The sequence below is a fragment of the Dyadobacter sp. CY351 genome (genome assembly GCF_021502625.1).
Taxonomy (GTDB): Bacteria; Bacteroidota; Bacteroidia; order Cytophagales; family Spirosomataceae; genus Dyadobacter; species Dyadobacter chenhuakuii.
Genome location: NZ_JAKFFU010000011.1, coordinates 151,178 through 176,436, shown reverse-complemented (window position 1 = coordinate 176,436; position 25,259 = coordinate 151,178). Strand labels below are relative to the sequence as shown.

Sequence of the window (25,259 nt, the reverse complement as noted above, 5' to 3'; positions counted from 1 at the left end):
AGAACTTGTTGTCAGTGTTTTAGTGAAACAATTAACCATTTATGAATATACTAATATTGGGATCAGGCGGAAGAGAACATGCCTTTGCCTGGAAAATAGCCCAAAGCCCTCTTTGTGACAGTTTATATGTAGCGCCCGGCAACGCGGGAACTGCGGGTGTTGCAACCAACCTCTCTATATCTTACAATGATTTTGATGCCATCGCCAATGCGGTGTTGGAAAACAATGTTGAACTGGTTATCGTAGGTCCGGAAGAACCACTGGTCAACGGCATTGTCGATTATTTTGAATCCAGGGCAGATCTTTCAAAAATAAAAATCATAGGCCCGAATAAAGCGGGTGCGCAATTGGAGGGAAGCAAGGATTTCTCCAAACAATTCATGCAGAAATACGGCATTCCAACGGCTTCTTCCGCAACATTCACCGTTGATACATTGGAACAAGGCCTGGAATATCTAGAAGCCCATCCACTTCCGATTGTTTTGAAAGCCGACGGACTTGCTGCCGGCAAAGGCGTTATCATCGCAGAAAAGCATTCAGAAGCGGAAACGGCATTCAGGGAAATGCTTCTGGACCGTAAATTCGGCGATGCCGGAAACAAGGTTGTGATAGAACAATTTTTGAAAGGGATAGAATTATCCGTATTTGTCCTTTCAGATGGAGAGCATTATAAAATATTGCCGGAAGCGAAAGATTACAAACGCATCGGCGAAAACGATACAGGTCTTAATACAGGCGGAATGGGCGCTGTATCGCCGGTTGCTTTTGCAGATGCGAATTTTTTGAAAAAAGTAGATGAAAAAGTCGTTAAACCTACATTGCATGGTTTGAAAAGTGAAGGCATTAAATACGTTGGCTTCATTTTTATCGGCTTAATGAACATAAAAGGGGAGCCTTTTGTGATCGAATACAATGTGAGAATGGGTGATCCGGAAACGGAGGTTGTGATCCCACGGATCCAGTCGGATTTTGCTATGCTCATGGCCTCAACGGCGAAAGGGACTTTGAACGATTTTGAATTACAAATCTCCCCGCAGGTGGCCGTGACGACCGTGGTTGTGTCAGGAGGTTATCCAGGAGATTATGAAAAAGGAAAGGTAATTTCCGGCAGCCAAAAAGTAGAAGATGTGTTTTTATACCACGCGGGCACTACTTTCAATGGAAACACCGAAGTTGTGACAAATGGAGGAAGGGTGATGGCGCTTACAGGCCTTGCCAATTCCCTTGAAAATGCGGTTCACAAATCGCAGCGCGCGGCCCAGGCTGTGCAGTTTGAGGGCAAATATTTCCGTCATGACATCGGTGTGGATTTAATACGTTATAACGATTGATGATATGAGTAACTATGGGATGTGGATCATGTTCATCCGGCGGATGCGGTTCTAATGGATCGGCAGTCTCAGGATGTGGAAGTAATGGAACCTGTGGAACAGGTGGTTGCAATAAAATGAACGTTTTTGACTGGCTTAGTCACATGGATGTGCCTGTCAGCCAGCGTTTTGATGTTGTAGAAGTTAAATTCAAAGGAGGAAGAAAAGAGTATTTCAGAAATATAAATCAGCTGGAATTCATCACGGGCGACTATGTGGTCTGTGAAATGGCTTCCGGACAGCATATCGGGACGGTTTCTTTGCAGGGCGAGCTGGTGAGGCTTCAAATGAAGCGCAAAAACGTGGTCATCAATGATGATATGCACGTTATTTACCGCGTTGCCACTGAAAAAGACCTCGATAAGCATACACAGGCCATGGCTCGTGAAATGCCTACGCTGTATCGGACGCGCGAAATCATCCGCGAGATGAAGCTCAATATGAAGCTCTCGGATGTAGAATTTCAATCGGATAACACCAAGACTACATTCTATTATTCTTCCGAAGAACGTGTCGATTTCCGTGAGCTGATCAAATCATTGGCTTCGGAATTCAAGGTAAGAATTGAAATGCGGCAGATCAGTCTGCGCCAGGAAGCGAGCCGTTTGGGCGGTTTGGGCTCTTGCGGGCGCGAATTGTGCTGCTCGACCTGGCTTACGGATTTTAAAAATATATCAACAGCCGCAGCGCGTTATCAAAATCTGTCATTGAATCCTGCAAAATTATCAGGACAATGCGGCCGCTTGAAATGCTGCCTGAATTACGAGCTGGAAACCTACATTGATGCTTTGCGGGACATTCCGACAGTGGATGTGCCTTTGAAGACTAAAAAAGGAGTTGCTGTCTTGCAAAAAACTGACATTTTCAAGAAGATCATGTGGTTTGGCTTCGATAAAGACACGAACTGGTATCCGGTGGCGATCAGTAAAGTGCTGGAAATCATGGAGCTGAACAAAAAGGATATCATTCCGGAATCACTGGAAATCCTGACGCCACAGGTTGAAAGAACTGCGGTGGACCGGGCGCCCGGAAAGATCAACAGCGATCTTGAAAACCTGGACAAAAAGTACAGCGAAGAGCAAAAGAAGAAGAAAAAGAAGAAAAGTCGGTCGGGCAAGAATAAGAACAATGCCAACAAACCGCAGGCTTCTTCTCCACAGAAAACCGATTAAATCCGGCAGAACTAATAACTGAAAGGAAGTCAGGACTTGTAAGAGTTTGACTTCCTTTTTTTACAAAACGGCCTATGAGAGCACATATTGAGAAACTCTACGAGATCTCGGGCAAAAGGTCCCGCAGGATCATTGGGTTAATGTCCGGAACTTCACTGGATGGGCTGGATGTGGCTGTTTGTAACATTGAAGGAAGCGGAACAAAAACGGAACTGGAACTGGAATTTTTCACAACCGTACCTTACACCGAGGAATTTCGCAATGAAATCCTGCAAATTTTCGCAAAAAGACAGATCGATTTTCAGCAGCTTTGTCTCCTGAACCCGTTCATAGGCACGATGCACGCCAAGATGATCCTGGATTGCCTTAATAGCTGGGATCTTGACATTGAGCACATTGACCTGATCGCCAGTCACGGCCAGACGGTTTTTCACGCTCCCAAAAAACAGCATAAGCTTCCCGGCTTCCCGAATGCCACATTGCAGATCGGCGACGGTGACCACATTGCAGCGAAGACGGGCGTGATTACATTAAGTGATTTTCGCCAAAAACACATTGCCGCAGGCGGCGAAGGCGCCCCTCTGGCTGTATATGGGGATCATTTTCTTTTTTCCAAAGAAGGTGAAAACCGCATTCTGCTGAATATGGGCGGCATTGCCAACTTTACATTCCTGCCGGGTTCATTAGATACGACCAAAATATTCACGACCGATACGGGTCCCGGAAACACACTTCTGGACGCCTATACCAAGCGATTTTACCACAAACCATACGATGAAAACGGCACCATTGCAGCGAGCGGCAAAGTAAATGAAACATTGCTGGCAGCATTAAAGTCCTATCCATTTTTCAAAGCACCTTTCCCCAAAACAACAGGCCCCGAAGTTTTCAATTTCGATTACGTAGAATCCGCCATTCAGCAATCCAAACTGATCTCTGTGTCCCGACAGGACATTATCGCAACATTGACGCAGCTTAGCGCAGAAACTATTTCTGACGCGATCCGAAGTGTAATGGAGGAGGATGAGACTTACACCATTTACGCAAGCGGCGGTGGCGCGCATAACCCGGTCTTAATGTCGGGGATTTCTCACGCATTGAACCGTCCTGTGTTGAAAATTGATAAGCTGGGTATTTCTGGCGATGCTAAGGAGGCGGTTTTGTTCGCTGTTTTGGCAAATGAAGCGGTAGCCGGCCAACAAATGCATTTTGGGGAAAAAGAAGGCGTGCCTGGCGTGTCCATGGGAAAAATTTCGTTTCCAGGCTGATCGGGCGCTTTTCATTTTAGTAATTAAACAACCCATGTACGACATTACCATCATAGGCGGAGGCATTGTAGGGCTCGCCACAGCATTACGACTGAAAGAGCAGCGGCCGTCGCTTAAAATTCTTCTTCTCGAAAAAGAAAACGAAGTTGCCAAGCACCAAACCGGGCACAACAGCGGCGTAATCCACTCCGGGCTATATTACAAACCAGGCAGCCTCAAAGCCACCAACTGCATCCGGGGTTATCAAATGCTGATCGATTTTTGCGACCGGGAAGGCGTACATTATGACTTATGCGGGAAAATTGTGGTCGCAACGAGCGAAGACCAAAGGCCGTTGCTAAGGAATTTGTTTGAAAGGGGAAATCAGAATGGCTTGACAGAAAACAGGATGATCTCGCAAGGAGAAATCCGGGAAATCGAGCCGCATGTGGTTGGATTAGAAGGCATTTGGGTTCCATATACGGGCATTATCGATTACAAAGCAGTTTCGGAAAAGTATGCAGAATGTTTCCAAAAAATAGGCGGAGAGATCCGTTTTGGAGAAAAAGCTATTGATATTAAAGACCGGAACACCCATTCTGAGGTTGTTTCTGCAACGGGCAAAGTTTTTCAAACAAAACTGATCGTCAACTGCGCAGGGCTTTATTCTGATAAAGTTGCTCAATTAACACAACCTGAGGACATTAAGGTGCGGATCATTCCTTTCCGGGGTGAATATTATAAAATAAAACCAGAGAAGCAGCATTTGGTCAAAAACCTGATCTATCCTGTCCCAGATCCTAACTTCCCATTTCTGGGCGTCCATTTCACGCGCATGATCGAAGGCGGCGTGGAAGCGGGGCCTAATGCGGTTTTCGCGTTTCGTCGTGAAGGTTATAATAAGCTCGATGTCAATGTTCCGGAATTAATGGAATCCCTGGCCTGGCCGGGTTTCAGGAAAGTGGCGATGAAATATTGGAAAACAGGCATGGGTGAGTATTACCGTTCTTTTTCCAAAGCTGCATTTACCAAAGCATTGCAAGGGCTTATTCCAGAGATCCAAAGCAATGACCTTATTCCAGGCGGTGCGGGCGTTCGTGCGCAGGCTTGTGACTATGACGGCGGGCTGCTGGATGATTTCTCCATCATTGAAAACAAGAACGCGATTAATGTCTGCAATGCACCTTCTCCGGCTGCAACATCCTCCCTATCCATCGGGCAAACAGTTTCTGAACGCGTACTGGCAAGAATTTAACGTCTTTAAACTATATAAAAAAGACCCTGCTTCCAATGTGAAAGCAGGGTCTTTTTTGTATAACAACAAATCAGATTAAACTTAAATGTTACCTTCTCTACCTATTTTACTGTTTTTCTTTCCATAACCGAAATATACCGCAAGACCCAGTGCCAGCCAGACCGCAAGACGATACCAGCTTTCAACCGGAAGCGAATACATTAGGTAAAGGCATACGACAATACCCATAATCGGCACAAAAGGAACCAATGGAGTCTTGAATGAACGTTTCAGATCAGGTCTCTTCACACGTAGCATCCACACGCCCACACATACGAGGCAGAATGCAAACAATGTTCCGATACTCACCATGTGGCCCAGGTCACTAACCGGCACCAGACCTGCGAAAATGCTTACAAAGCCCATAAAGAAAAGGTTTGTTTTCCAGGGCGTAGCGAATTTTGAATGTACGTCACTGAAAAATCTTGGCAAAAGTCCGTCTTTACTCATTGAATAGAACACGCGGCTTTGCCCCAATAACATAACCAGCATTACAGATGTGTAACCAGCCAGAATAGCAATGATCAAAGCCGTTTGTAGCGAATCGTAACCTGTTTTGGCAAAGGCTGTGGCGGCTGGTTTTGCATCATTTGCGAACTCCGTATACTTTACCAAACCCGTCATAACGTGCGCAAAAAGCACATAAAGGATCGTACAAACAACAAGCGATCCAAGAATCCCGATCGGCATTCCTTTTTGCGGATTCTTTGCTTCCTGCGCTGCTGTTGAAACGGCGTCAAAACCAATAAATGCGAAGAAAACGACCGCGGCACCGGTGGCAATCCCTGTCCAGCCGAAGTTCTCATAGTTTCCTGTATTCTCAGGAATGTAAGGCACATAATTTTGTGGGTCAATGTGGCTCCATCCCAATGCGATGAAAATAAGCACAACTGCCACTTTTAATACAACAAGCATATTGTTCAAAAACGCAGAACCTTCTGTTCCTCTTATTAAAAGCAATGAAAGCATGCAGACAATGAATATGGCCGGCAAATTTACGATTCCGTTGTCTATGATGGTGCCGTCGCTCAGTTTAACGACTTCAAAAGGAGAGCAAACGAGCTGTGTAGGAAGGTGAATGTCAAATTTGCTTAGAAATTCGAGCAGGTAACGTGACCAGCTTACCGAAACGGTTGCCGCTCCCAATGCATATTCCAAAACAAGGTCCCAGCCGATAATCCAGGCAACAAATTCGCCCATAGTAGCATAGGAATAGGTATAAGCACTTCCCGCAATGGGTATCATCGATGCAAACTCTGCGTAGCAAAGTCCGGCAAATCCGCAACCCACGGCTGCAAGTATGAAAGAAATGGTAACTGCCGGTCCTGAATGTTCGGCAGCGGCAATCCCTGTTAATGAAAAGAGCCCGGCACCGATAATGGCACCAATGCCAAGGGCTACCAAACTGGTTGAACTAAGTGATCGCTTTAACTGGTTCGCTTCTCCGGTTGATTCTTGTAACAATTTTTCAATAGGCTTTTTTGCCCAGAGCTGATTTGCCATATAATGCGTTTGTTGTAGTTATATTAACATCTGTTAAAACTAAAAAGAAAATTTTCCATATGAGTATATAGACAAAATAAAAAGGGGAAAGTCATGAACTTAACCCCTTTTTATTCTAAAAAATCCTTATGCTTTAATCTTTTTGCCTCCCGCAGGCGCAACCGGCTCTGCAACCGTTAATGCTGGTTCTTTTCTTTTTTCGCGTTGCAGCAAGTCAACTACTATAGGCGCCGCTACGAACAGAGAAGAATATGTTCCGACGATTACACCAAGAAGCATACAGAATGTAAATCCACGAATTACTGCTCCTCCGAAGATCATTAGCACGATCAAAACAAGGATTACCGAGATACCCGTTACGGCCGTACGGCTCAATGTACTGTTCAATGCATTGTTGATAACCGTAGGCAGGCTTTGGTTATGTGCTTTGTCGTCTTTCAGGTAATCACGGATACGGTCATAAATTACAACCGTGTCATTCATAGAATAACCAATCATGGTCAGGATCGCACCGATGAACGCTTGGTCAATGTCAAGCGACCATGGCAACCAACCGTTAAACAGCGAGAAGATCGCCAGGATAATGATCACGTCATGCGCAAGAGACACAACAGCACCATAACTGAACGCAACCCTTTTGAAACGGATTAATATGTATACAAAGTTGGCAGCAAGCGCAAGCAAAATAGCGTACATAGCAGACCACAATGTATCATTCGCCATTGTAGGCCCTACCTTGTTAGAACTTACGATCTTAGCAGGATTGTTCGGAATTTTCTTGACACCGGCCAGAATTTTTGCCTCTGCCTTTTGATCTGCGTCGGTTGACGTTTCCTCGATCAGATAAGCTGTTGTGATTTTCACCTGATCCTGTCCACCGAATGTTTTCACTTCCGTAGTCGAGCCCAGGTCTTCATCCATAATGCTTCTCAGCTTGTCCGCATCAACGGATTCCTGGAAACGAACAACATAAGAACGTCCGCCTTTGAAATCAATACCCAGTCCAAATCCCTTGAAAATGAATGAACCAACCCCGATCGCAATGATAATTCCGGAGATAATGTAGAAACGACGGCGTTGTGAAACGAAATCGAAATCGTTGTCTTTGAACCAGTTTTTTGTCAAACCGGAATAGAAGTGGAAAGTTTTACCGTTTTTGATCTGCTGTTCCAGGAACAAACGTGTAATGAATATCGCGCAGAACAATGAGGTTAACAAACCAAGCACAAGCGTTGTAGCAAATCCAAGTACAAGTCCCGTTCCGAATGTGTACAGGATAATACCCGTCAGCAAGGTTGTAACGTTGGAGTCAATAATAGCACTTAGTGAATTTTTGAAACCATCGCGAACGGCTTGTGCAAAAGGTTTTCCTTCTTCCAGCTCAACCTTAATACCCTCATAAATAAGCACGTTTGCATCCACGGCCATACCAATGGAAAGTACGATACCCGCGATACCTGAAAGCGTCAAAACCGCTCCCAAAGAAGCCATAACGCCCAACAGGAAGAACAAGTTGATCAGCAATGCAATATCAGCGATCCAGCCGGCGCGGCTGTAATAAGCCACCATGAACACCAAAACGATAAGCAAACCAACCGCAGAAGAAATAAGTCCGTCATTGATCGCCTCAGCTCCCAGTGAAGATCCTACAACCGCTTCCTCTACAATGTGCGTCGGAGCTGGTAATTTACCCGCTTTCAATACGTTAGACATATCTTTTGTCTCTTCCACTGTAAAGCTTCCCGTAATGCTTGAGTTACCATTAGGAATCTCGCCTTGAACAGTCGGAGCTGTGTAAACCAGGTTATCAATGATGATAGCAACCGGGCGGCCTACGCTGCGCGCGGTTAATGTTCTCCATTTACGTGCGCCTTCGCCATTCATACGCATGGTTACTTCCGGGCGGCCACGCTCATCGTAGTCGTGCGTTGCATCTACGATCACGTCACCTTCCATAGCAGCCTGGCCATTTGCTTTTTTGATAAAATACAATGGCAGGATCAGCTGGTTGTTAACGCCTTCGGTTCCTTTACGATCCCACATAAATACGAGGTCGGCCGGGAACAATGATTTCACTTCCGGACGGTTCAAAATCTCATTTGCACGGGCTGTGTCTTTCAGGAAAACACCTAGTCCTTGCGGCATTGGAACGAACAAGTTAGTCAATGCAGCACTTTGTGCAGCCATTGCAGAGGAATCGGTTGCAGTAGAATCAGCTGATTTCTGAGCCAATTGTGCAGCAAGACCGCCGTCTGTTTTCTTCGTAGTGTCTGTTGCAGCAGATGCAGCAGCGGCAGGTTTGCCTGATGCTTTTTTAATTTCTTCCTGCTTAGCCAGATATTTTCCCAAACCGTCCAATCCGGAAGCCAGTTCGTTGGTCAGGTAAACCTCAGAGAATTCAAGTTTTGCAGCGCCAGAAAGTAAGCGACGCACACGCTCAGGGTTATCAACGCCTGGAAGCTCAACCAAAATACGGTTCTGGCCTGGCAAACGCTGAATGTTCGGGTTTGTTACCCCGAACTTGTCAATACGGGCCTGTGTGATCTGGAAGGCACGGTCAATAGAATTATTGACCTCAGTATTCAGCATTTTGATCACATCGCCATCCGATGAGCTACTGCTGATCTTGCCTCTGTTTGAGCTGGTTGAGAAAAGGGCAGCCAGACTTGAATTCGGCGCTGCTTCTTTGTATGCGGCTGCAAAACGGTTAATGAATTGGCTATTGCTGGCTGATTTGTCTTCGGCTGCTTTTTTCAAAGCTGTCTGAAATGCAGCGCCGCGAGCGTTTCCACCAGCCATTCCTTTCAAAATGTCGGCAGGAGCCACTTCCATCACCACGTGCATACCACCTTGAAGGTCAAGCCCAAGGTTCAGTTCACGCTCCATTACTTCCTGCAAAGTATGTCCGATATACACATCCTCGCGCCATAGCGAATCAATGTAGCGTTGTTTTTTTGACAGGTCCACCTCACCTTTCGCATCAGTCGCGTAAGCCACAGATTTGGCCTTAATGTTGCGTGACACGAATGTAAATGAGAGATAATAGACGCTAATCAGGGCGATCACGATGGTGAGCCCGATAATTCCGTTCTTATTAGTCATTATTATGTATTGGAAAAAATTGAAATGATATTCCTGAAATGTGAAGAAGATAGAACTGTAATGTTCATCTCAGTGAGCTGATAAAACACATTTAAACGACCGTTAAGCCCGTAAAGTGTTTTAAATCAATGTAAAAAAACAGATAAGCTAGCCACGAATGTCTGCCCTGAATGCAGCGTCAGGGAGCGTTGGTGACTATAAACCGACCGAAGATCCGGTGGAAATAGGAAAATAGAAATACGGATTCCTTAAGAACAACGGGAACAACCGATTCGCTGGCTACAAAATGCCAGATAGGTTGCGGTAAAAAGTAGAAGTAATGGGAAAAATCAAATGATAATGCAGGCGTAATAACCGCATCCAGGGATAATGCACTAATTTTTGCCTGGTTTTGCTCCGGCGATTGGGAAGATTGTTTTGCAAGATCCTTACCAATCTCTTTGGCGTGCGCAACGTGCTTCTGAACCGAATCCGATTGATCAGACCATGAACGCATTCCTGCAACCATCAACAGCATGATGGCCAGCATAAAGCTCATTGTCTGATTAATAACTCTTTGCGCTTTCACTTAGAATTCGGTTCTCTTATTAAACCGCAAATTTTAATCTAAAAAATTACAAACGCAAACTATTTTTTCCAAACAACCCGCTCCCGACCGACCGGCGCCTCATTATTTCACTCTGCCATATTTCTTCATGATTTCGAGAAGCTGCTCTTTGGGAAGTTCTTCAACTTTGTGTCCCTGGGTTCCTTCCATGGTCTGCGCCATTACGAGCGAATTGATAATGGCTTCTTCAGTAGATTCAATTACAGCCAGGAAGAGTGGGCTGATGGCATCATTATGAAGATAAGTTGCGCCATAAGTGCGTTCGGGCATTTCATGTAGCATGCGATTGGCGGTTGAAAATGCGATCACATAATCACCGCTGCCATTAGAAGCGATCCCGCCCGTTTGTGCCAGGCCCATAATTGCTCTTTTGGCAAGCCTTTTCAAATTCCTAGCGTCCAGCGGCGCGTCCGTGGCCACCACGATCATACAAGAGCCGTCGGAGGTTTTATCGAGCTGTTCTTTGAAGGCAAATTTCCCAAGCTCCTCTCCCACCGGGACACCATTGACTTTCAGGACGCCGCCGAAATTCGTTTGCACCAAAACACCAACGGTGTAGCCGCCAAGGTTGGCAGGAAGCTTCCGGGATGCCGTTCCGATTCCACCTTTGAAATTAAAACAAACCGTCCCTGTCCCGGCCCCCACATTTCCTTCGGCAACCGGACCATTCTGCGCTTGCGCCAATGCATTGAGTACATGCTCCTTGCGCACGTGACGCCCCCGAATGTCGTTTAGAAAACCATCATTGGTTTCTCCTACAACCGGATTCAAGGACCTGACATTCTCATTTCCAGGCTGTCCCAACGTCCAGTCAATGATGGCGTCGGAGACTGTGGGAACACTTAATGTATTAGTAAGCAAAATCGGCGTTTCAATGGTGCCCAGTTCCTCTACTTGTGAATAACCTGTCAGCTTGCCGAAGCCGTTGCCGATATAGATTGCTGCCGGCACTTTTGCCTGAAAGATATTCCCATCATGTGGGATGATCGCCGTTACACCCGTACGCACATCTGCGCCCTCCCGCAATGTCACCTGCCCCACTTTTACACCCGCAACATCTGTAATTGCATTGAGCGCACCGGTTGGCAATACGCCGATCCGGATGCCCAGTTCCCTGGCTCTTTTCTGGGCAAGGATTGGCATTGGAAAAAGGAGGAGGAGGATCAGGATATTCCGTTTCATACTATTGTTTATAAAAATGAAATATAACAAAAATCCACTGGCAAAACGTGTTTACCAGTGGATCAGCAGTGTTTTAAAGAAATTAATCCTCGTCAGGACGCGCCTTTTCGGGATCAATAATCGTTTCTTTCCGGCTTACTGCGGAAGCGCCGAACAAACCAAGCGCCCTGGGGCCTTTTGGATCGGCATTCACAACATTGGATTTAATGTTCGAGATCGGGACAGCGAAAAGTCCTCCGTTTGCAGCCTGTTCGCGGATTTGTTTTAGGTATTCAAAGGTTTCGTTTGTGATGCTGTGCAATTCGACACCAACGGATGCCCCGGCCGAGTAAAGAGAGTCTGTTGTAATGGATTCGCGGATGGGAAGGATGAAAATCAGCCCGTCAGAAGGAGCACCCGATCCGAACGCAGCATCATAGGCAATGGAAATGGTCACTGCTTTCTCAACTTTCGGTTTTCCATTGATGAGCGGCTTTATCCAGTAAGTGTCTCCTTCGCCTACGAAGTCACGTGCGTAAAACTGAGCAACATATCCTTCTTTTGGCCCCTTATCAGGCTCGAATGGTAATTTTTCTTTACGATAAACGATGGAATCGACTTGTGGAACGCGTTTCAGTTCGCTGGATGCCGTGTAAGTGGCAGCCTCATTGACGATCTTCAAATTGTAAGTTCTTCCTACATGCCCAAGTGTGTCTGCATTGGTCTTTCCCCAAACATACTGACCATTTCCTGCCACATCTTCAAACTGATAGATCTTTCCCTTATCATCGGTAACCATCACTGTCGCACCTAAAACAGGCTTTGCCGGACCATTATTGAAATAGCTGGCCGACCAGGAAAGTTTGATCGTCTGCGGGCCGGCCTCATTGGTGATCCAGCCGTCCACAACGAGCTGTTCCGGTCCCGTCTTTGTGTCAAGGTCTATTACATTCTCGCAGCCTGTGAGCACCACGAACATGGCAAAAAACAATGACAGCAGCCCGTAGTGCCTGATATTTGAAATTTTATTGAATTGTCTCATGGCTATGATTTTCATCAATGTGATGGATTTGATCTCTTTTAAAACTTGAAATTATAAGTGATAGCAGGAATGAAATTGCCAATAACCGAATAGCGGACCGCTTCCGTTTTAAGCGGCGTATCTTCATTGGCGCGGGTGTAAACCGAGAACGGATTGCGACGGTTGTACACATTATATACGGAGAAGACAAATTCGCCTTGACCTGTTTTAAATAATTTCCTTTTTGTCTTTAATGTAGCTGCCAGATCCAGGCGGTGGTAAGCCGGAATACGGTTGTTGTTTCTCGCACCATCATAATTATTACCGATCGGCCAGCCGCCCCACTCGTAACGGTTCGTAGGGAATGTTGCAGGTGTGCCTGATGTAATGGTAAAGTTGGCCGAAAGCGACAGCCTTTTGCTCATTTCATAGATCGCAACGGAAGTGAAGTTATGCGGTTTGTCAAATCGTGCAGGGAACCAGTCGTTGTTGTTGATCGTCTCCACCATTCTTTCTGTCCTTGATAAGGTGTAGCTGATCCAGCCTGTAAGCTTGCCTTTGTTCTTTTTTAAGTAAAATTCGGCACCATATGCACGGCCTTTTCCGAAAAGCAGATCGCCTGCAACGAACTCATTCAGCAGCAACTCTGAGCCAGGAACGTAGTCGATCTGGTTGTAAAGTTTTTTGTAATACACCTCAACCGATGCTTCATACATATTGTTATTGAAATTCTGGAACCAGCCTAATGCAACCTGATCCGCTTTTTCCGGCGCAATGTTGACCGAGCTCAGCGTCCAGACATCCAGCGGGGAACTTGCGGCTGTGTTCGACAGCAAATGCAGATATTGCGCAGTGCGGTTATAGCTGGCTTTGAGGGAAGCATTGGACGTCAACCCAATGTTCAGAGATGCCCGTGGCTCCCAGTTTCCGTAACTTTTGATCACGTCTCCCTTTTTATAGGTTTTGCCGGGAAACATGGGAAACTTGCGCTGTCCTTTATCCACTTCCAGATAATCATACTCCGTGCCCGGTCCTAAGCTTCTGAAATAAGAATAACGCACGCCATATTGAAGTGAAATCTTATCCCCTAACTTCTGCTCGTTACCTATATATAATGCAGATTCGTCGGCATAACGCGGATCTAAGCTAATGTCTGTGTTTTCACCTTCCGAAACGGCAATGGCTTTCCCCGGGCGTGTATCATAGTAAATATACTGTCCGCCGAATGTCAGCTGGTTGTTGGGCGTGATATAGAATGTAAAATCCGGCTTAATGCTTGTGCTGATGATCTTCGATTTCCAGTCAAACTTGTCTTTCGCGTCCGGCTTGTTCTGGTTCTGGCCCAGGTTGTAATCGTAGTTGCTGTAATAACCGGTCAGGTTCATGAACAATTTGTTGGAAAAAATGTGGTTCCAGCGAGCCGTAGCTGTTGCATTGCCCCATCCGAAACCAAAATCACCTCCACCGAAAACATCTTTCCCGAAATAACCCGACGCAAAGAATGTGTCCTTGTCACCTATTTGATAATTCACTTTGGCCGTCAGATCGTAGAAATAGAACTTGGAATCTTTCAGGTCTGAATTCAAAAATGGTTTTGCCAAAACATCAATGTAAGAACGGCGACCGGCTACAATGAATGAGCCTTTCCCTTTTGCAAAAGGCTGTTCGTAAGTCAATCTGGAAAAAATAGTCCCGATCCCGCCATTGATTTCCCGTTTTTTAGCATTACCCTCCTTCATTCTCACATCCAGAATGGAAGAAATACGGCCGCCGTAAAGCGAAGGAATTCCGCCTTTGATCAACTTTACGTCCTTAACCGCATCGGGATTGAAAACCGAAAAGAAGCCGAACAAATGGGATGAGTTATAAACCGGCGCTTCGTCCAGCAGTACAAGATTCTGGGAAATATCGCCGCCCCGGACATTAAACCCGGAAGCGCCTTCGCCTACGGAAGTTACCCCAGGCAATAACTGAATGCTGCGGATCAGATCCACCTCGCCTAATAATGCGGGCATTTTGCGGATCGTTTTCATTTCCACCTTATTGACAGACATTTCAATGCTCTTCACATTCTCGTCTTCCTTTTGTGTCGAGATTGTGACTTCCTGCAAATCGGTGCTTTCGTCGGACATTTCAATGCTGACCGTCTTGTCTGCATCCAAAGGGACCTGCTTTTCCGATTTCTGGTAACCTATATAGGTGAACACAAGCGTGTAATTTCCCTCGGGCAATGTCAGCGAATAAAACCCGTACGGATTGGTCACCACGCCAGTTTCGGCTTCTCGAACGTAGACAGAAACTCCTATAAGGCCTTCACCATTTGACTGGTCTTTAACATAACCGCTAACCGTGTGCCGGTTCTGCGCAAACGCGCTGACACAAAAAAAGAGCGAGAAAATGAATGGAACGAGTAATTTGTTTTTCATGGGCTTTAATTTCATTATTGAACTTTTCCTATTCTGATGACAACCTTAAAGACGTATACCCTCTTTAAATTCTTTAAAAGTTTTTCTGAACCTAATTCCAGGAGCCTACAAAGCACGTGTTAATCAACTTAATATGATAGAAAAAAGTGATGAACTCGTCTAAAAAGGGAATAAATGGCCAAAACCTGAAAATCAGAGACCTAACAAGAAATAGTATTTTTTCACGAAATTTTTGATACAACCCCGTTGTCTGTACACATTTGCAATAATTCGAGTGACGTTTTTTTCAGAAGCGGGTTTATATAGTCAGGTGCAATTTCGACCAGTGGGATCAGGTTGAAGAGGCGGTCTTGAAGGCGGGGATGAGGTAATGTGAGGCGGGCACTGTTGAGCAGCAATGCATTGTAATACAGCAGGTCAATGTCAATCACACGGGCTCCCCAGCGCTCGTAACGAACGCGGCCAAGCTCGTGCTCAATGTCGAGGATGATCCTCAAAACTTCCTCGGGAGCCAAGGCGGTTTCCACGCGGATCACCTGGTTCCGGAAAGCGGGCTGATCGGCCAGGCCCCAGGGTTCTGTTTCATAAACCGAAGACTCGCTGGATATTGTGCCGACCCGGTTTGCGATTTGTTCCCTCGCCAATGCAAGCACTGCCTGCCTGTCGCCCAGATTTGAGCCTAGCGAAAGAAAAATGCTGTTAGCGGAAGCCATGCCTGCGATCGTTATCAGGGGTGTGCACGATGCATGAAAAAAGGACTTCCCGGATAGGAGAAGTCCTTTTTAAAACTCGTAAATATTTTTAGAACGTAAGCGTTCCTTTGTCGTATGCTTTTTGAATCGTTGCTTCGATACCATTCTTGTTGATAGTACGAAGTGCAGATGTTGCTACTTTCAACGTAACCCATTCTCCTGTCGAAGGAAGGAAGAAACGTTTCTTTTGCAAATTCGGGAAGAATTTACGCTTTGTTTTATTGTTAGCGTGAGAAACGTTATTTCCAACGCGAGTTCTTTTACCTGTAATTTGACAAACCTTAGCCATAACCTTACTTTTTTTCCAAATGAGGGTGCAAAGATGCGCAATTATTTTTTCGTGACCAAACTCTGATAAAAGAAATTTTCAAAAAATACCGCATTACCACCTCATTCTGAACCCTACGCCATGAATATTATCGATTTTAATGTCGGGATCGGCCGATAAATATTTCCTTAACCTTGAAATAAACACATCCAGGCTCCGGCCCATAAAATAATCGTCATCACCCCAAATTGCTTTCAGCAGCTCATCCCTGCGAATGACCTGATCGGGTCTTTCGGCGAGATATTTCAGCACTTCCGCTTCCCGGAAGGTCAGGTTCTGGCTGCTTCCGTTGATAGCCAATGTCAGTTTTTGAAAGTCAAATGTGTATTTACCGACCTTGCTTGAATCTGCTTTGGTTGCCAGGGGCTGCTCCGATTTGCTGCGTCTGAGGAAAACGTCAATACGCAATTTGAGCTCTTCAATGCTGAATGGCTTGGTGATATAATCATCCGCGCCAAGTTTGAGGCCTTTGATCTTGTCTTCCTGCAAAGCCCGTGCTGTCAGGAACAGAATGGGCACCTGGCTGTCCGAATTCCTGATTTTCTCGGCCAATGTGAAGCCGTCCATTTTCGGCAGCATAATGTCCAGCACGCAGATATCGAAATGGTCCTTTCCGAAATATTCCAATGCTTTCACACCGTCCGGCGCATGAACGACCTCATAATCATACTCTTCCAGATTATCCTTCGTCGCAAATGCCAGGTTCGGATCGTCTTCTACGTATAAAATTCGCTTTTTCATTTAGGCTTATTTCTGAGGAATTGATATTTTAAATGTGCTTCCCTTTCCCAGTTCGCTTTCCAGGTCCAGTTTCCAGTTATGCGACCGGACGATCTGTTTTACGTAACTGAGGCCGATGCCAAACCCTTTTGCATTATGCACATCGCCATAAGGAACGCGGAAAAACTGGTTGAAAATCTTTTTGCGATATTCCGGTGCAATCCCGATGCCATGGTCCTGAACGGCTATAAACAGACATTTGCCCTTATTATAGGTTTCAATTCTTACGTCCGGAGTGTCATTGGAATATTTCAATGCATTGTCAATCAGGTTGTTGATCATACATCTGAAATGGAATGGGTCCGCTTCGATCAATGTGTTCTCAGCCTTGTTCAGAAAGGTTATTTTGTTTTCAAAAGGCAGCAAGACAGATTCGATAATGTCTTCCGCGCGCATCACTTCCTTTTGTAATGTCAATGCATTACGCTCGGCTTTGGCCATGGAAAGCACCATTTCAACTTGTCCCTGCAATCGCAAAATCTCGTCCTGCACGATCTGAACGTATCTCTGATGTCGTTTTGGCTGGTTTACAATGTTATCCGAGTTTAGAACATCCGCCGCAATGCGAATCGTCGAAATGGGCGTTTGCAGCTCATGCGTCATATTATTGACAAAATCCCGCTGCACTTCCGACAATTGTTTTTGTCTTAAAATCACAAAAAGCGCATAAGCAAAAAACGAGACCGCCACCAAAACGAGCACAGAAGACCAGATTGCGCCATTAATGGTGCCGGCAAAATAACTGTCCTGCTCAGGAAAACGAACGCCGAAATAATAGGGATATTTATCTGTTTTGATCCAATTCGAAGTCGGCGTGGGGATTTTATCATTGTTTTTGGTGCTCAGTGACATGCCATAGCGCATCCGGTTGGTCGTACAATCATAAATCCCGACTTCAAAATCGGTGATCAGGTTATTTTTTTGAAAACTGTCTTTGATAAAATTTTCCAGGAGTTCCGGCTGCGTGGTCGCGTTGGTATTTACGAGAAAATATTGCGGCGACAGCTGCTCCACGGGGTTGACGCTTTGCATAACGCCATTCACCTTCGCAAGCTTGGTCGCCACGTCCTGCAATGCGACGTGCGCATTCTGGTTAAATTCCCTGTGTCTGAGATCCAGCGCCTGCTTCACCCAATAGATCTGCGTAATCACCACACCAATGATGAGCAGGGCAGAAAAAACGGTGAGTGACTGAATGGTTCGTCGTGACATGGCGCAGGATTAACGTTCGATGCTTTTTTTATTGTAGCAGATCAGGAATAATACTGCAAAAGTCCTTCCAGCGGCGAGCGCAGAATGCGTCCGGGTTTTAGTCCTTTTTTTTCCAAAACATTTTTTAAAATATCCTGATAATAAAAGGCAATAGAACCGGTAAAATGGACCGGGACCATTGTTGCTTCGCTATGTTTGCAAATGTATTTTTCAGCAAAAAGCGTGAACGCGTTTTCGATCATATTGTGCAAGAATAAATGCTCCCTATGCGCTGCAATGAATGTCGAGAAAGATGCAAAATAGCGGTTAGGATAGGGTTTTTTGTAAGCACTATCTAAAACAGAGAGTCGGTTCAGGTCCGGAAATTGAGTTGTAAAATGCGCTTGCAAATCGGTAGGCAGCTCATTTTGCAGGAAATGAACAACCAATGTTTTTCCAAGATAGGAACCACTTCCCTCATCGCCGAGCCAGAAACCCAGCGAGCCAATGGAACGAACAATGTTGGTGCCATCATAATATGCATTGTTTGCGCCCGTCCCTAAAATACACGCCAAACCCGGCTCATGCCCGCACAACCCACGCGCCGCGCCCAGCATATCCGACGCAACTTCAATGATGTCAGCAGAAGAAACACATTTGGTTAATGCATCAAAAACGGGCTTACTTGTCTTTTGATCGGCACAGCCAGCTCCGAAAAAGTATATTTTGTCAATCGTCCCGATCAGATTAGGAACGACTTCCCTTTCCAGAACCGGAATAATTTCCTCCGCAGTCTGGTAAAATGGATTGATGCCGGCGGACTGAAACGAATGTTCGCCTTCCGGACCTTTTATGACCCAGTCGGTTTTCGTAGATCCGCTATCTGCTATTAAATAGGTTTGCTGCATGAATGTGTCTGGCGTTCAGCTGTAATGATAACGTTGTCTGGATTGGCTGGCTTTTCAGGACTGCAATTTTCCGATGGCATTGAAGCGCTTAAAAACCTTTTCCGAATGTGGCGCGTCGCCCAGTTCCTTGGTAAGATCCTGGCCTGCCCAATGCTCATAATGATGCCCGTTTCGCCAGAGTCGCGATGCGGTTACATCATAGATTATGCCTTTGTATGCGCACCAGATTTCCTCCTTATCCTGCCCGTTTCTGAGCGCAAGCTGCGCTTTTGTATATTCTTTCATTACTGCCGTTTAGCCCGCAATTTAGTGATTACGGATTTTCGGTTCGAAATTAAAAATGATCTTGGATGAATATTTTGATAATAAGACTAAAATGTAAGAACTTGGCGTTCTGTTTAGGAAATTCAAGAAAACGAAATATGAAAAAAAGTTACTCTTTAATTTGGTGTACAATACTGGCACTGACCCTGATTGCAACCGGATGTAAGAAAAAAGTGAAACCCGTATCAGAGCGTATTGCCAAAGCGTGGACGGCTGAATCTGTGAAGCACGGGCCGACGGTTGTCTACACCAGAGGAGGCTCAACCAATGCGGTCCCGGCTTATTCGGCTTTCAGACTGACATTGAATGACGCATCCGGCACAAAAACGGTTTCCTATACGGAGTTCGACGGCAGCACATTCAGCGGAACCTGGGAACTGGACGGTGATTCCAAACTGATCCTTAGAGAATTAACGCCTCAGCCAACCGGAAGCGGCGGAACCGTTGAATTCACAATTACATCCCTGGACGACGCCAGATTGATCCTGACCAGATTGAAATCCAGCCCTAAAACCGGCGGAACGATCAACGAATACACATTAAGCAATCCATAATCCTCTCCATTAGCATATTACAATGCTTTTGAGATAGTCTATAATATCACGAAGCCATTTCCCACAGGAAGTGGCTTCGCTTTTTTTAGCTAATTTTGCACCATGGAAACAAGAACTGAAATAAGCAGCCTGGGGGAATTCGGGCTTATAAAAAGAATAAACAGCGGAATAAAAACAACATTACCGGATACGATCAGGGGAATTGGCGACGATGCAGCGGTGATCGATACGGGAGAAGAATTCGGCTTGCTATCAACGGATATGCTGCTGGAAGGTGTGCATTTCGACCTTACCTTTTTCCCTTTGAAACATTTGGGTTACAAAGCCATCTCGGTGAATGTGTCAGACATTGCGGCGATGAACGGCATTCCGAGGCAAGTCACTGTGAATCTGGCATTAAGCAACCGGTTTTCATTGGAAGCGATTGATGAATTGTATGCCGGCATGAAAGCGGCTTGTGCGGATTTTAATGTAGACCTGGTTGGCGGCGACACTTCGTCTTCAAGATCGGGGCTTTTGATTTCCGTAAGTGTTTTTGGAAAGGTTAAAAAGGATAAAATTACTTACAGAAACACGGCAAAAGCCAACGATCTGCTATGTGTTACGGGCGATCTGGGCGGCGCTTACCTGGGTTTGCAATTGCTGGAAAGGGAAAAGCAGGTTTTCCTTGCCAATCCTGATATGCAGCCGGAACTGGAAGGAAAAGATTATGTAATCCAGCGCCAGCTTCGGCCGGAAGCACGTATGGACGTCATATACGAACTTGCAGAAGCAGGCGTGCTGCCTACTTCCATGATCGATGTGTCGGATGGATTGGCTTCGGATCTGTTGCATTTGTGTGCCCAATCTGGCGTAGGTGCCGTGGTTTTTGAAGAAAGAATTCCTATTGACGAGCAAACTTACTTGGCCGCTTCAGAACTGAACATTGGCCCGATTACTGCGGCTATGAACGGTGGTGAGGATTATGAACTGCTATTCACGGTTTCACAGGCATCTTATGATTTGATTAAAAACAATCCTAAAATCAGCTTTATAGGCTACATGACGGGAGATAAGGAAGAAATAGTGCTCCATACCAAAGGAGACAGCCGGGTGCCGATCACGGCGCAGGGTTGGAGCTGAAAAACGATTCGCATTCACTTAGAAAAGCATAGCCATTGGTTATGCTTTTTTTGTTGCGCAACCTTCGGATGGCTTTGCTCGTATTCACGACAATCCAATTCATCTCTAACAATAAAAAATTGAACCCATGAAATTATTTCAATTCACCCGCATGCTCTTTATCCTGGGCCTGATCATGTCCGTCGCCATATCCTGCTCGGATGACGACCCGGAAACGGATCCTACGCCTGTCGCCAATGACATTCAGCTCAAAGATAATGCCACATTAGGAAGGATTTTGACCGATAAGGACGGCAAAACGCTCTATTTCTTTTCTAAAGACGCTAACGGAAATTCCAATTGCTCAGGCAACTGCGAGTCGAACTGGCCTGTTTTCGCTGTAACCGATCTTTCCAAGCTTAAAATCGATGGCGACCTTACGGCCGGTGATTTTGCCAACATTACCCGTGCTGACGGCAAACCTCAAACCACTTATAAAGGATGGCCGCTGTATTATTTCGCAAATGATGCAGCTGCCGGTGAAACGAAAGGTGAGAATGTAGGTGGAATCTGGTTTGTCGCCAAGACGGATTACACGATTATGCTGGCCAATGCGCAGCTTGTGGGCAATGACGGAAAATCCTACAAACCCGATTTGACGGAAGGAACGGGAGAAACGCAGTTTTTTGTAGACGGCATGGGCAGAACATTGTATGCATTCGCCCGTGATTCATCTGGCATTAACAATTGGACAACCAATGATCCCGCGAAAGATGGAACATGGCCGATTTACGAGGTGAGCGAAGTGAAAGGACTTCCTTCCAATCTCGACAAAACAACGTTCGCGACCATTGATGTTTTTGGCAAAAAACAGCTTACCTATAAAGGCTGGCCGCTATACTATTTCGGGCCGGATGAGATGAAAAGAGGCATGACCAAGGGCGTAAGCGTTCCAAGACCGGGCGTATGGCCTATCGTCAACAAGGATTCACCTAATGCACCTAAATAAATTTTAGCTTATTACGAGAATCGGAAAGTGGCAGCCAACCGGCTCGCCACTTTTTTTATTTACCCCAATTGGCGACCAGTTTTTCAAACAACTGCTGCAAGAAAAGCGTCCGTTTTCCGGCCTCACCATTGCCCACCGGCAAATCACCAATTTGAACAACCGGCATCACCCACTTCGTTGTGCTGGTTGTAAACACTTCGTCAGCCATAATGACCTCTTTATACATTACCGGCCGCACCTCCACTTTAAAATGAGGCTTGGCAAGCTCCATAACCACTTTCCGGGTAATGCCTTTGAGAATGTTGCGGTCCGAAGTAATGAGCTTATCTCCCTGAAAAATGAAAATGTTGCTTCTCGTCAGCTCACTTATCTCCCCTTCTTTGTGGAAAAGCAAATCGGCAGCTTGCTGGCGTCGCAGTTCGTCGGCCATCAGCACCATATGCACGTAATTCGTCGTTTTCACTTCCGGCAAATCACGAACGTAGTCATAAGGCAAGACTTTGATTCCTTTCAAACGGCCTGCTGGATTGTCCTGGGGCAAAGCCTCAGTCCGGATCAGAAAATTAGGCTCAACAACATTAACGCTGTCCGGTGCATAGCCGCCGGTTAATACAAAACGGAAAGCAACTTCTTGTTCACCTGACATAGCATGCAGATCGGCCAGCACTTTTGCGGTTTCCTGCTGCGTTACGGGCAATGTCAGTTTTAGCAAACACGCCGAATTTTCAAACCGCTGCCAGTAATCATCCCAGCGGAACGGCACCCCATTATAAGTCCTGAAATAGTCAAAAAGGCCAAAACCGCGGAGTAAGCCAAGGTCATTGGTCTTGAAAACCGGGCTGTCAATAGGAAGGATTTCTCCGTTGAAATATTGGTGAAAAGGCATGCGGGGTGAATTAATATATGATGGGCGGAATCTCAAAGTTATTAATTTTCCCTACTTTGCATACATATCTGATCAAATCACGACGTTACTATTTTACCCGTCAGATTTATCTGAACGGACTTTTTTTACCCTGCGAATGATTAAACCCGAACAATTACTGCAGACGCTGCAAATTGAGTTTGAAAAACAATCCTACGGCGCACATCCTGCTGAGCTTTATGAGCCGATCCGCTACATTATGTCGCTCGGCGGCAAGCGTTTCCGCCCTTTGCTGACATTACTTGTCGCTTCAATATATTCTGATCAATGGGATAATGCTGTGAAACCGGCTATGGCCGTGGAGGTTTTTCACAATTTCACATTGATGCACGATGACATTATGGACCAGGCGCCGCTGCGAAGGGGAAAGCCGACGGTTCACGAAAAATGGAATGCGAACACGGCGATTTTGTCCGGGGATGTGATGTTGATAAAGGCCTATGATCTGCTGCTGGACATTCCTGCCGAAAAGCTGCGCCGTGTTTTGGAAAGATTCAATAAAACGGCTGCCGAAGTTTGTGAAGGGCAACAGCTGGATATGAATTTTGAAACCCGCTGGGACGTTACCGAAGAAGAATATCTGGGCATGATCCGCCTGAAAACTTCGGTTTTGCTCGGTTTTGCATTGGAACTTGGCGGGATTATCGGCGGTGCTGATGAAGAATCCATTCAGTTGCTTTATTCGGCAGGGGAAAATATGGGGATTGGTTTTCAATTAAAAGACGATCTCCTGGATGTTTATGGCGATCCCGATAAATTTGGAAAGCAGGTAGGCGGTGATATTATTTCAAACAAAAAGACATTCCTGCTGATTGAAGCATTGTCCAAAGCGGATCAGGAATCAAAAGCCGAACTGGATAAATGGATCGGTCTGGCTGATTTCGATAAGCAGGAAAAAGTGGCGGGCGTTACAGCCATTTACGAAAAGCTGGGCATCCGTGCATTCACCCAACAAAAAATCCAGGAATATTTTACCAAAGGGCTTTCCAGCCTGCACGCACTTAAAATTGATGAAGCAAGAAAGCAACCATTGCTGCAATTTGCCGAGCAATTGGTTGAGCGCGAAAAGTAACAGTCATTCAAACATTCAACACCGAACATGTCCATAACCCTCATACTCGTCATTATTACATCCGGAATCAGTTATTATGCATTAAACAATTACAGTTTAATGGACAAACTGATCCTTAATCCCTATAAAGTCACGCAGCGCAACGAATATTACCGTTTCGTAACATCCGGTTTTGTTCATGCGGATTTTGGGCATTTGATCTTTAATATGCTCAGTTTGTGGTTTGTAGGAGAAGGAATTGAAAGGCTTTTTGCTATGCTCTTTGGGCCGAGCGGCACCATTTATTTCCTGTTCCTTTACATTGTCGGCATCATTGTTTCAGACATTCCGACATTCCTGAAACACCGGAATAATTCCAAATACAATTCGCTGGGTGCGTCCGGCGGTGTTTCAGCCGTGCTTTTTGCCGCAATCCTTTATTCGCCTTTGATGCAGGTTTGTTTGTATTTCTTTATCTGTATGCCCGGATTTATCTTTGGATTGCTCTTTTTGGGATATTCATTTTACGAATCCAAGCGCGGAACGAGTTATGTGAACCACAGCGCGCACATGGTCGGCGCGATCTTCGGATTTGTGTTTATGGCCGTAGTTTATCCCAGCGCGGTTCCCGGATTTTTACAGCAGATTTTGAGCTGGCGTTTATTTTAATTCCGCCAGCACGGTTACGCTTCCCACAGTTTTATCTTGCAGATTAACCTTTACTTCCGCATCCAGCGGCAGGTAAATGTCCACGCGTGAGCCAAATTTGATAAAGCCCATTTCCGTGCTCTGCTCCACCTGGTCGCCTTCCTTCACATACCAGCGTATACGACGCGCTGCCGCACCTGCAATCTGGCGGAAAAGGATTTCGATGCCTTCAATGGTCTTGATAACAACGGTTGTGCGCTCGTTATCTGTGCTGGATTTTGGGTGCCACGCAACAAGATATAATCCGGGATGATATTTAAAATACTGGATGACCCCGCTGATCGGGTTCCAGTTGATATGCACATTAAGTGGAGACATGAAAATGCTGATTTGTCTCCTTGGACCTTTAAAATACTCACTCTCAACCACTTCTTCAATTACCACAACTTTTCCATCGCAGGGCGCGACGATCTGTCTGTCACTTTTATACACCACACGCTTTGGAACGCGGAAAAACTGAACTACGAGAAAGAATACGATCACACTGCCAATCAACACCAATCTTGGAATCCAATAACCGTCAGGCAGCAGATAATATATGCCTAAGTTTATCAGTATCAATATAATGGCTGTAATGGCCATGATGGTGTAACCTTCTTTGTGCAGTCTCATGCAGGGTTATGTTTCGTTAATGACTTGCTGTAAAATACAAATATCGTATAAATACTGATTTCCTTTCCATCAAAAGCCCTGCCAATCCATTCAGAAGGGCAGGGCTTTACAAT

The 25,259-nt window shown here is 45.6% G+C and carries 23 protein-coding genes; 9 read left to right on the top strand and 14 right to left on the bottom strand.

Annotated features, from left to right (window positions below; all coding sequences use genetic code 11):
- Positions 1 to 41 precede the first annotated feature (41 nt).
- The 4 genes from purD to lhgO all read left to right on the top strand — a co-directional run bounded on the left by purD (position 42) and on the right by lhgO (position 5,044).
- Complete coding sequence (gene purD, locus L0660_RS19835) at positions 42 to 1,331, top strand: phosphoribosylamine--glycine ligase (RefSeq protein ID WP_235161030.1); 1,290 nt, start codon at positions 42 to 44, stop codon at positions 1,329 to 1,331.
- A gap of 116 nt (positions 1,332 to 1,447) precedes the next feature.
- Positions 1,448 to 2,542, top strand: coding sequence for a regulatory iron-sulfur-containing complex subunit RicT (locus L0660_RS19830; protein WP_235161028.1), 1,095 nt, complete (start codon positions 1,448 to 1,450; stop codon positions 2,540 to 2,542).
- A 74-nt stretch (positions 2,543 to 2,616) separates the two neighbouring features.
- Positions 2,617 to 3,810 (top strand): anhydro-N-acetylmuramic acid kinase, encoded by a 1,194-nt coding sequence (locus L0660_RS19825; protein ID WP_235161027.1) that lies wholly within the window; start codon positions 2,617 to 2,619, stop codon positions 3,808 to 3,810.
- A gap of 34 nt (positions 3,811 to 3,844) precedes the next feature.
- Positions 3,845 to 5,044, top strand: a complete 1,200-nt coding sequence (gene lhgO, locus L0660_RS19820) for an L-2-hydroxyglutarate oxidase (RefSeq protein ID WP_233799077.1) — start codon at positions 3,845 to 3,847, stop codon at positions 5,042 to 5,044.
- 81 nt (positions 5,045 to 5,125) lie between these two features.
- Here lhgO and L0660_RS19815 read toward each other — a convergent pair whose 3' ends face one another.
- From L0660_RS19815 to L0660_RS19760, 12 genes are all read right to left on the bottom strand, one after another.
- On the bottom strand, positions 5,126 to 6,586 hold the full coding sequence (locus L0660_RS19815; protein ID WP_233799078.1) for an amino acid permease: 1,461 nt from the start codon (positions 6,584 to 6,586) through the stop codon (positions 5,126 to 5,128).
- A gap of 126 nt (positions 6,587 to 6,712) precedes the next feature.
- On the bottom strand, positions 6,713 to 9,688 hold the full coding sequence (gene secDF, locus L0660_RS19810) for a protein translocase subunit SecDF (protein ID WP_235161024.1): 2,976 nt from the start codon (positions 9,686 to 9,688) through the stop codon (positions 6,713 to 6,715).
- Positions 9,689 to 9,866: 178 nt separating this feature from the next.
- A complete protein-coding gene (locus tag L0660_RS19805) occupies positions 9,867 to 10,256 on the bottom strand; it encodes a hypothetical protein (protein ID WP_233799080.1) in 390 nt (129 codons plus the stop codon).
- 102 nt (positions 10,257 to 10,358) lie between these two features.
- Positions 10,359 to 11,477, bottom strand: coding sequence for a P1 family peptidase (locus L0660_RS19800; RefSeq protein ID WP_235161023.1), 1,119 nt, complete (start codon positions 11,475 to 11,477; stop codon positions 10,359 to 10,361).
- 82 nt (positions 11,478 to 11,559) lie between these two features.
- On the bottom strand, positions 11,560 to 12,513 hold the full coding sequence (locus L0660_RS19795) for a DUF4249 domain-containing protein (protein WP_235161022.1): 954 nt from the start codon (positions 12,511 to 12,513) through the stop codon (positions 11,560 to 11,562).
- Between the two features lie 23 nt (positions 12,514 to 12,536).
- Positions 12,537 to 14,903 (bottom strand): TonB-dependent receptor, encoded by a 2,367-nt coding sequence (locus tag L0660_RS19790; RefSeq protein ID WP_235161021.1) that lies wholly within the window; start codon positions 14,901 to 14,903, stop codon positions 12,537 to 12,539.
- Between the two features lie 221 nt (positions 14,904 to 15,124).
- A complete protein-coding gene (folK, locus tag L0660_RS19785) occupies positions 15,125 to 15,616 on the bottom strand; it encodes a 2-amino-4-hydroxy-6-hydroxymethyldihydropteridine diphosphokinase (protein ID WP_235161020.1) in 492 nt (163 codons plus the stop codon).
- Positions 15,617 to 15,704: 88 nt separating this feature from the next.
- Positions 15,705 to 15,944, bottom strand: a complete 240-nt coding sequence (rpmB, locus tag L0660_RS19780; RefSeq protein ID WP_026632020.1) for a 50S ribosomal protein L28 — start codon at positions 15,942 to 15,944, stop codon at positions 15,705 to 15,707.
- Positions 15,945 to 16,037: 93 nt separating this feature from the next.
- Positions 16,038 to 16,724, bottom strand: a complete 687-nt coding sequence (locus L0660_RS19775) for a response regulator transcription factor (protein ID WP_233799085.1) — start codon at positions 16,722 to 16,724, stop codon at positions 16,038 to 16,040.
- 6 nt (positions 16,725 to 16,730) lie between these two features.
- The gene (locus L0660_RS19770) at positions 16,731 to 17,975 is read right to left on the bottom strand and encodes a sensor histidine kinase KdpD (RefSeq protein ID WP_026632018.1); all 1,245 of its coding nucleotides are present in this window, start codon (positions 17,973 to 17,975) and stop codon (positions 16,731 to 16,733) included.
- Positions 17,976 to 18,016: 41 nt separating this feature from the next.
- Positions 18,017 to 18,862, bottom strand: a complete 846-nt coding sequence (locus L0660_RS19765; RefSeq protein WP_235161018.1) for an N-acetylglucosamine kinase — start codon at positions 18,860 to 18,862, stop codon at positions 18,017 to 18,019.
- A gap of 54 nt (positions 18,863 to 18,916) precedes the next feature.
- Positions 18,917 to 19,147 carry a cytochrome b5 domain-containing protein gene (locus tag L0660_RS19760; RefSeq protein ID WP_233799087.1) on the bottom strand — a complete coding sequence of 77 codons (231 nt, stop codon included), beginning with the start codon at positions 19,145 to 19,147 and terminating at the stop codon, positions 18,917 to 18,919.
- A gap of 137 nt (positions 19,148 to 19,284) precedes the next feature.
- Here L0660_RS19760 and L0660_RS19755 point away from each other — a divergent pair, with 137 nt between their 5' ends.
- From L0660_RS19755 to L0660_RS19745, 3 genes are all read left to right on the top strand, one after another.
- Positions 19,285 to 19,740 carry a hypothetical protein gene (locus L0660_RS19755; RefSeq protein WP_026632015.1) on the top strand — a complete coding sequence of 152 codons (456 nt, stop codon included), beginning with the start codon at positions 19,285 to 19,287 and terminating at the stop codon, positions 19,738 to 19,740.
- A gap of 102 nt (positions 19,741 to 19,842) precedes the next feature.
- Positions 19,843 to 20,862 carry a thiamine-phosphate kinase gene (gene thiL / locus L0660_RS19750; RefSeq protein WP_235161017.1) on the top strand — a complete coding sequence of 340 codons (1,020 nt, stop codon included), beginning with the start codon at positions 19,843 to 19,845 and terminating at the stop codon, positions 20,860 to 20,862.
- A 127-nt stretch (positions 20,863 to 20,989) separates the two neighbouring features.
- A complete protein-coding gene (locus tag L0660_RS19745) occupies positions 20,990 to 21,850 on the top strand; it encodes a hypothetical protein (protein ID WP_235161016.1) in 861 nt (286 codons plus the stop codon).
- Between the two features lie 55 nt (positions 21,851 to 21,905).
- Here the strand turns inward: L0660_RS19745 and L0660_RS19740 are convergent, their stop codons facing one another.
- On the bottom strand, positions 21,906 to 22,736 hold the full coding sequence (locus L0660_RS19740) for an aminotransferase class IV (RefSeq protein ID WP_235161015.1): 831 nt from the start codon (positions 22,734 to 22,736) through the stop codon (positions 21,906 to 21,908).
- Positions 22,737 to 22,875: 139 nt separating this feature from the next.
- On the opposite strand from L0660_RS19740, the gene L0660_RS19735 reads away from it, so the two are divergent.
- Together L0660_RS19735 and L0660_RS19730 are read left to right on the top strand one after the other, a co-directional pair.
- Entirely contained in the window at positions 22,876 to 23,847 is a 972-nt protein-coding gene (locus L0660_RS19735) for a polyprenyl synthetase family protein (RefSeq protein ID WP_409013447.1), read from the top strand.
- Between the two features lie 27 nt (positions 23,848 to 23,874).
- Complete coding sequence (locus L0660_RS19730) at positions 23,875 to 24,495, top strand: rhomboid family intramembrane serine protease (RefSeq protein WP_026632010.1); 621 nt, start codon at positions 23,875 to 23,877, stop codon at positions 24,493 to 24,495.
- Here the strand turns inward: L0660_RS19730 and L0660_RS19725 are convergent.
- Positions 24,487 to 25,146: a phosphatidylserine decarboxylase family protein gene (locus tag L0660_RS19725; RefSeq protein ID WP_026632009.1), complete on the bottom strand. Its 660-nt coding sequence runs from the start codon at positions 25,144 to 25,146 to the stop codon at positions 24,487 to 24,489. The genes L0660_RS19730 and L0660_RS19725 overlap by 9 nt on opposite strands.
- Positions 25,147 to 25,259 lie beyond the last annotated feature (113 nt).

Bases quoted from the DNA above. Each gene is read 5' to 3' on its own strand.
- purD (WP_235161030.1), top strand. From the start codon at position 42: ATGAATATACTAATATTGGGATCAGGCGGAAGAGAACATGCCTTTGCC.
- L0660_RS19830 (WP_235161028.1), top strand. From the start codon at position 1,448: ATGAACGTTTTTGACTGGCTTAGTCACATGGATGTGCCTGTCAGCCAG.
- L0660_RS19825 (WP_235161027.1), top strand. From the start codon at position 2,617: ATGAGAGCACATATTGAGAAACTCTACGAGATCTCGGGCAAAAGGTCC.
- lhgO (WP_233799077.1), top strand. From the start codon at position 3,845: ATGTACGACATTACCATCATAGGCGGAGGCATTGTAGGGCTCGCCACA.
- L0660_RS19815 (WP_233799078.1), bottom strand. From the start codon at position 6,586: ATGGCAAATCAGCTCTGGGCAAAAAAGCCTATTGAAAAATTGTTACAA.
- secDF (WP_235161024.1), bottom strand. From the start codon at position 9,688: ATGACTAATAAGAACGGAATTATCGGGCTCACCATCGTGATCGCCCTG.
- L0660_RS19800 (WP_235161023.1), bottom strand. From the start codon at position 11,477: ATGAAACGGAATATCCTGATCCTCCTCCTCCTTTTTCCAATGCCAATC.
- L0660_RS19795 (WP_235161022.1), bottom strand. From the start codon at position 12,513: ATGAAAATCATAGCCATGAGACAATTCAATAAAATTTCAAATATCAGG.
- L0660_RS19790 (WP_235161021.1), bottom strand. From the start codon at position 14,903: ATGAAAAACAAATTACTCGTTCCATTCATTTTCTCGCTCTTTTTTTGT.
- folK (WP_235161020.1), bottom strand. From the start codon at position 15,616: ATGGCTTCCGCTAACAGCATTTTTCTTTCGCTAGGCTCAAATCTGGGC.
- rpmB (WP_026632020.1), bottom strand. From the start codon at position 15,944: ATGGCTAAGGTTTGTCAAATTACAGGTAAAAGAACTCGCGTTGGAAAT.
- L0660_RS19775 (WP_233799085.1), bottom strand. From the start codon at position 16,724: ATGAAAAAGCGAATTTTATACGTAGAAGACGATCCGAACCTGGCATTT.
- L0660_RS19770 (WP_026632018.1), bottom strand. From the start codon at position 17,975: ATGTCACGACGAACCATTCAGTCACTCACCGTTTTTTCTGCCCTGCTC.
- L0660_RS19765 (WP_235161018.1), bottom strand. From the start codon at position 18,862: ATGCAGCAAACCTATTTAATAGCAGATAGCGGATCTACGAAAACCGAC.
- L0660_RS19760 (WP_233799087.1), bottom strand. From the start codon at position 19,147: ATGAAAGAATATACAAAAGCGCAGCTTGCGCTCAGAAACGGGCAGGAT.
- L0660_RS19755 (WP_026632015.1), top strand. From the start codon at position 19,285: ATGAAAAAAAGTTACTCTTTAATTTGGTGTACAATACTGGCACTGACC.
- thiL (WP_235161017.1), top strand. From the start codon at position 19,843: ATGGAAACAAGAACTGAAATAAGCAGCCTGGGGGAATTCGGGCTTATA.
- L0660_RS19745 (WP_235161016.1), top strand. From the start codon at position 20,990: ATGAAATTATTTCAATTCACCCGCATGCTCTTTATCCTGGGCCTGATC.
- L0660_RS19740 (WP_235161015.1), bottom strand. From the start codon at position 22,736: ATGCCTTTTCACCAATATTTCAACGGAGAAATCCTTCCTATTGACAGC.
- L0660_RS19730 (WP_026632010.1), top strand. From the start codon at position 23,875: ATGTCCATAACCCTCATACTCGTCATTATTACATCCGGAATCAGTTAT.
- L0660_RS19725 (WP_026632009.1), bottom strand. From the start codon at position 25,146: ATGAGACTGCACAAAGAAGGTTACACCATCATGGCCATTACAGCCATT.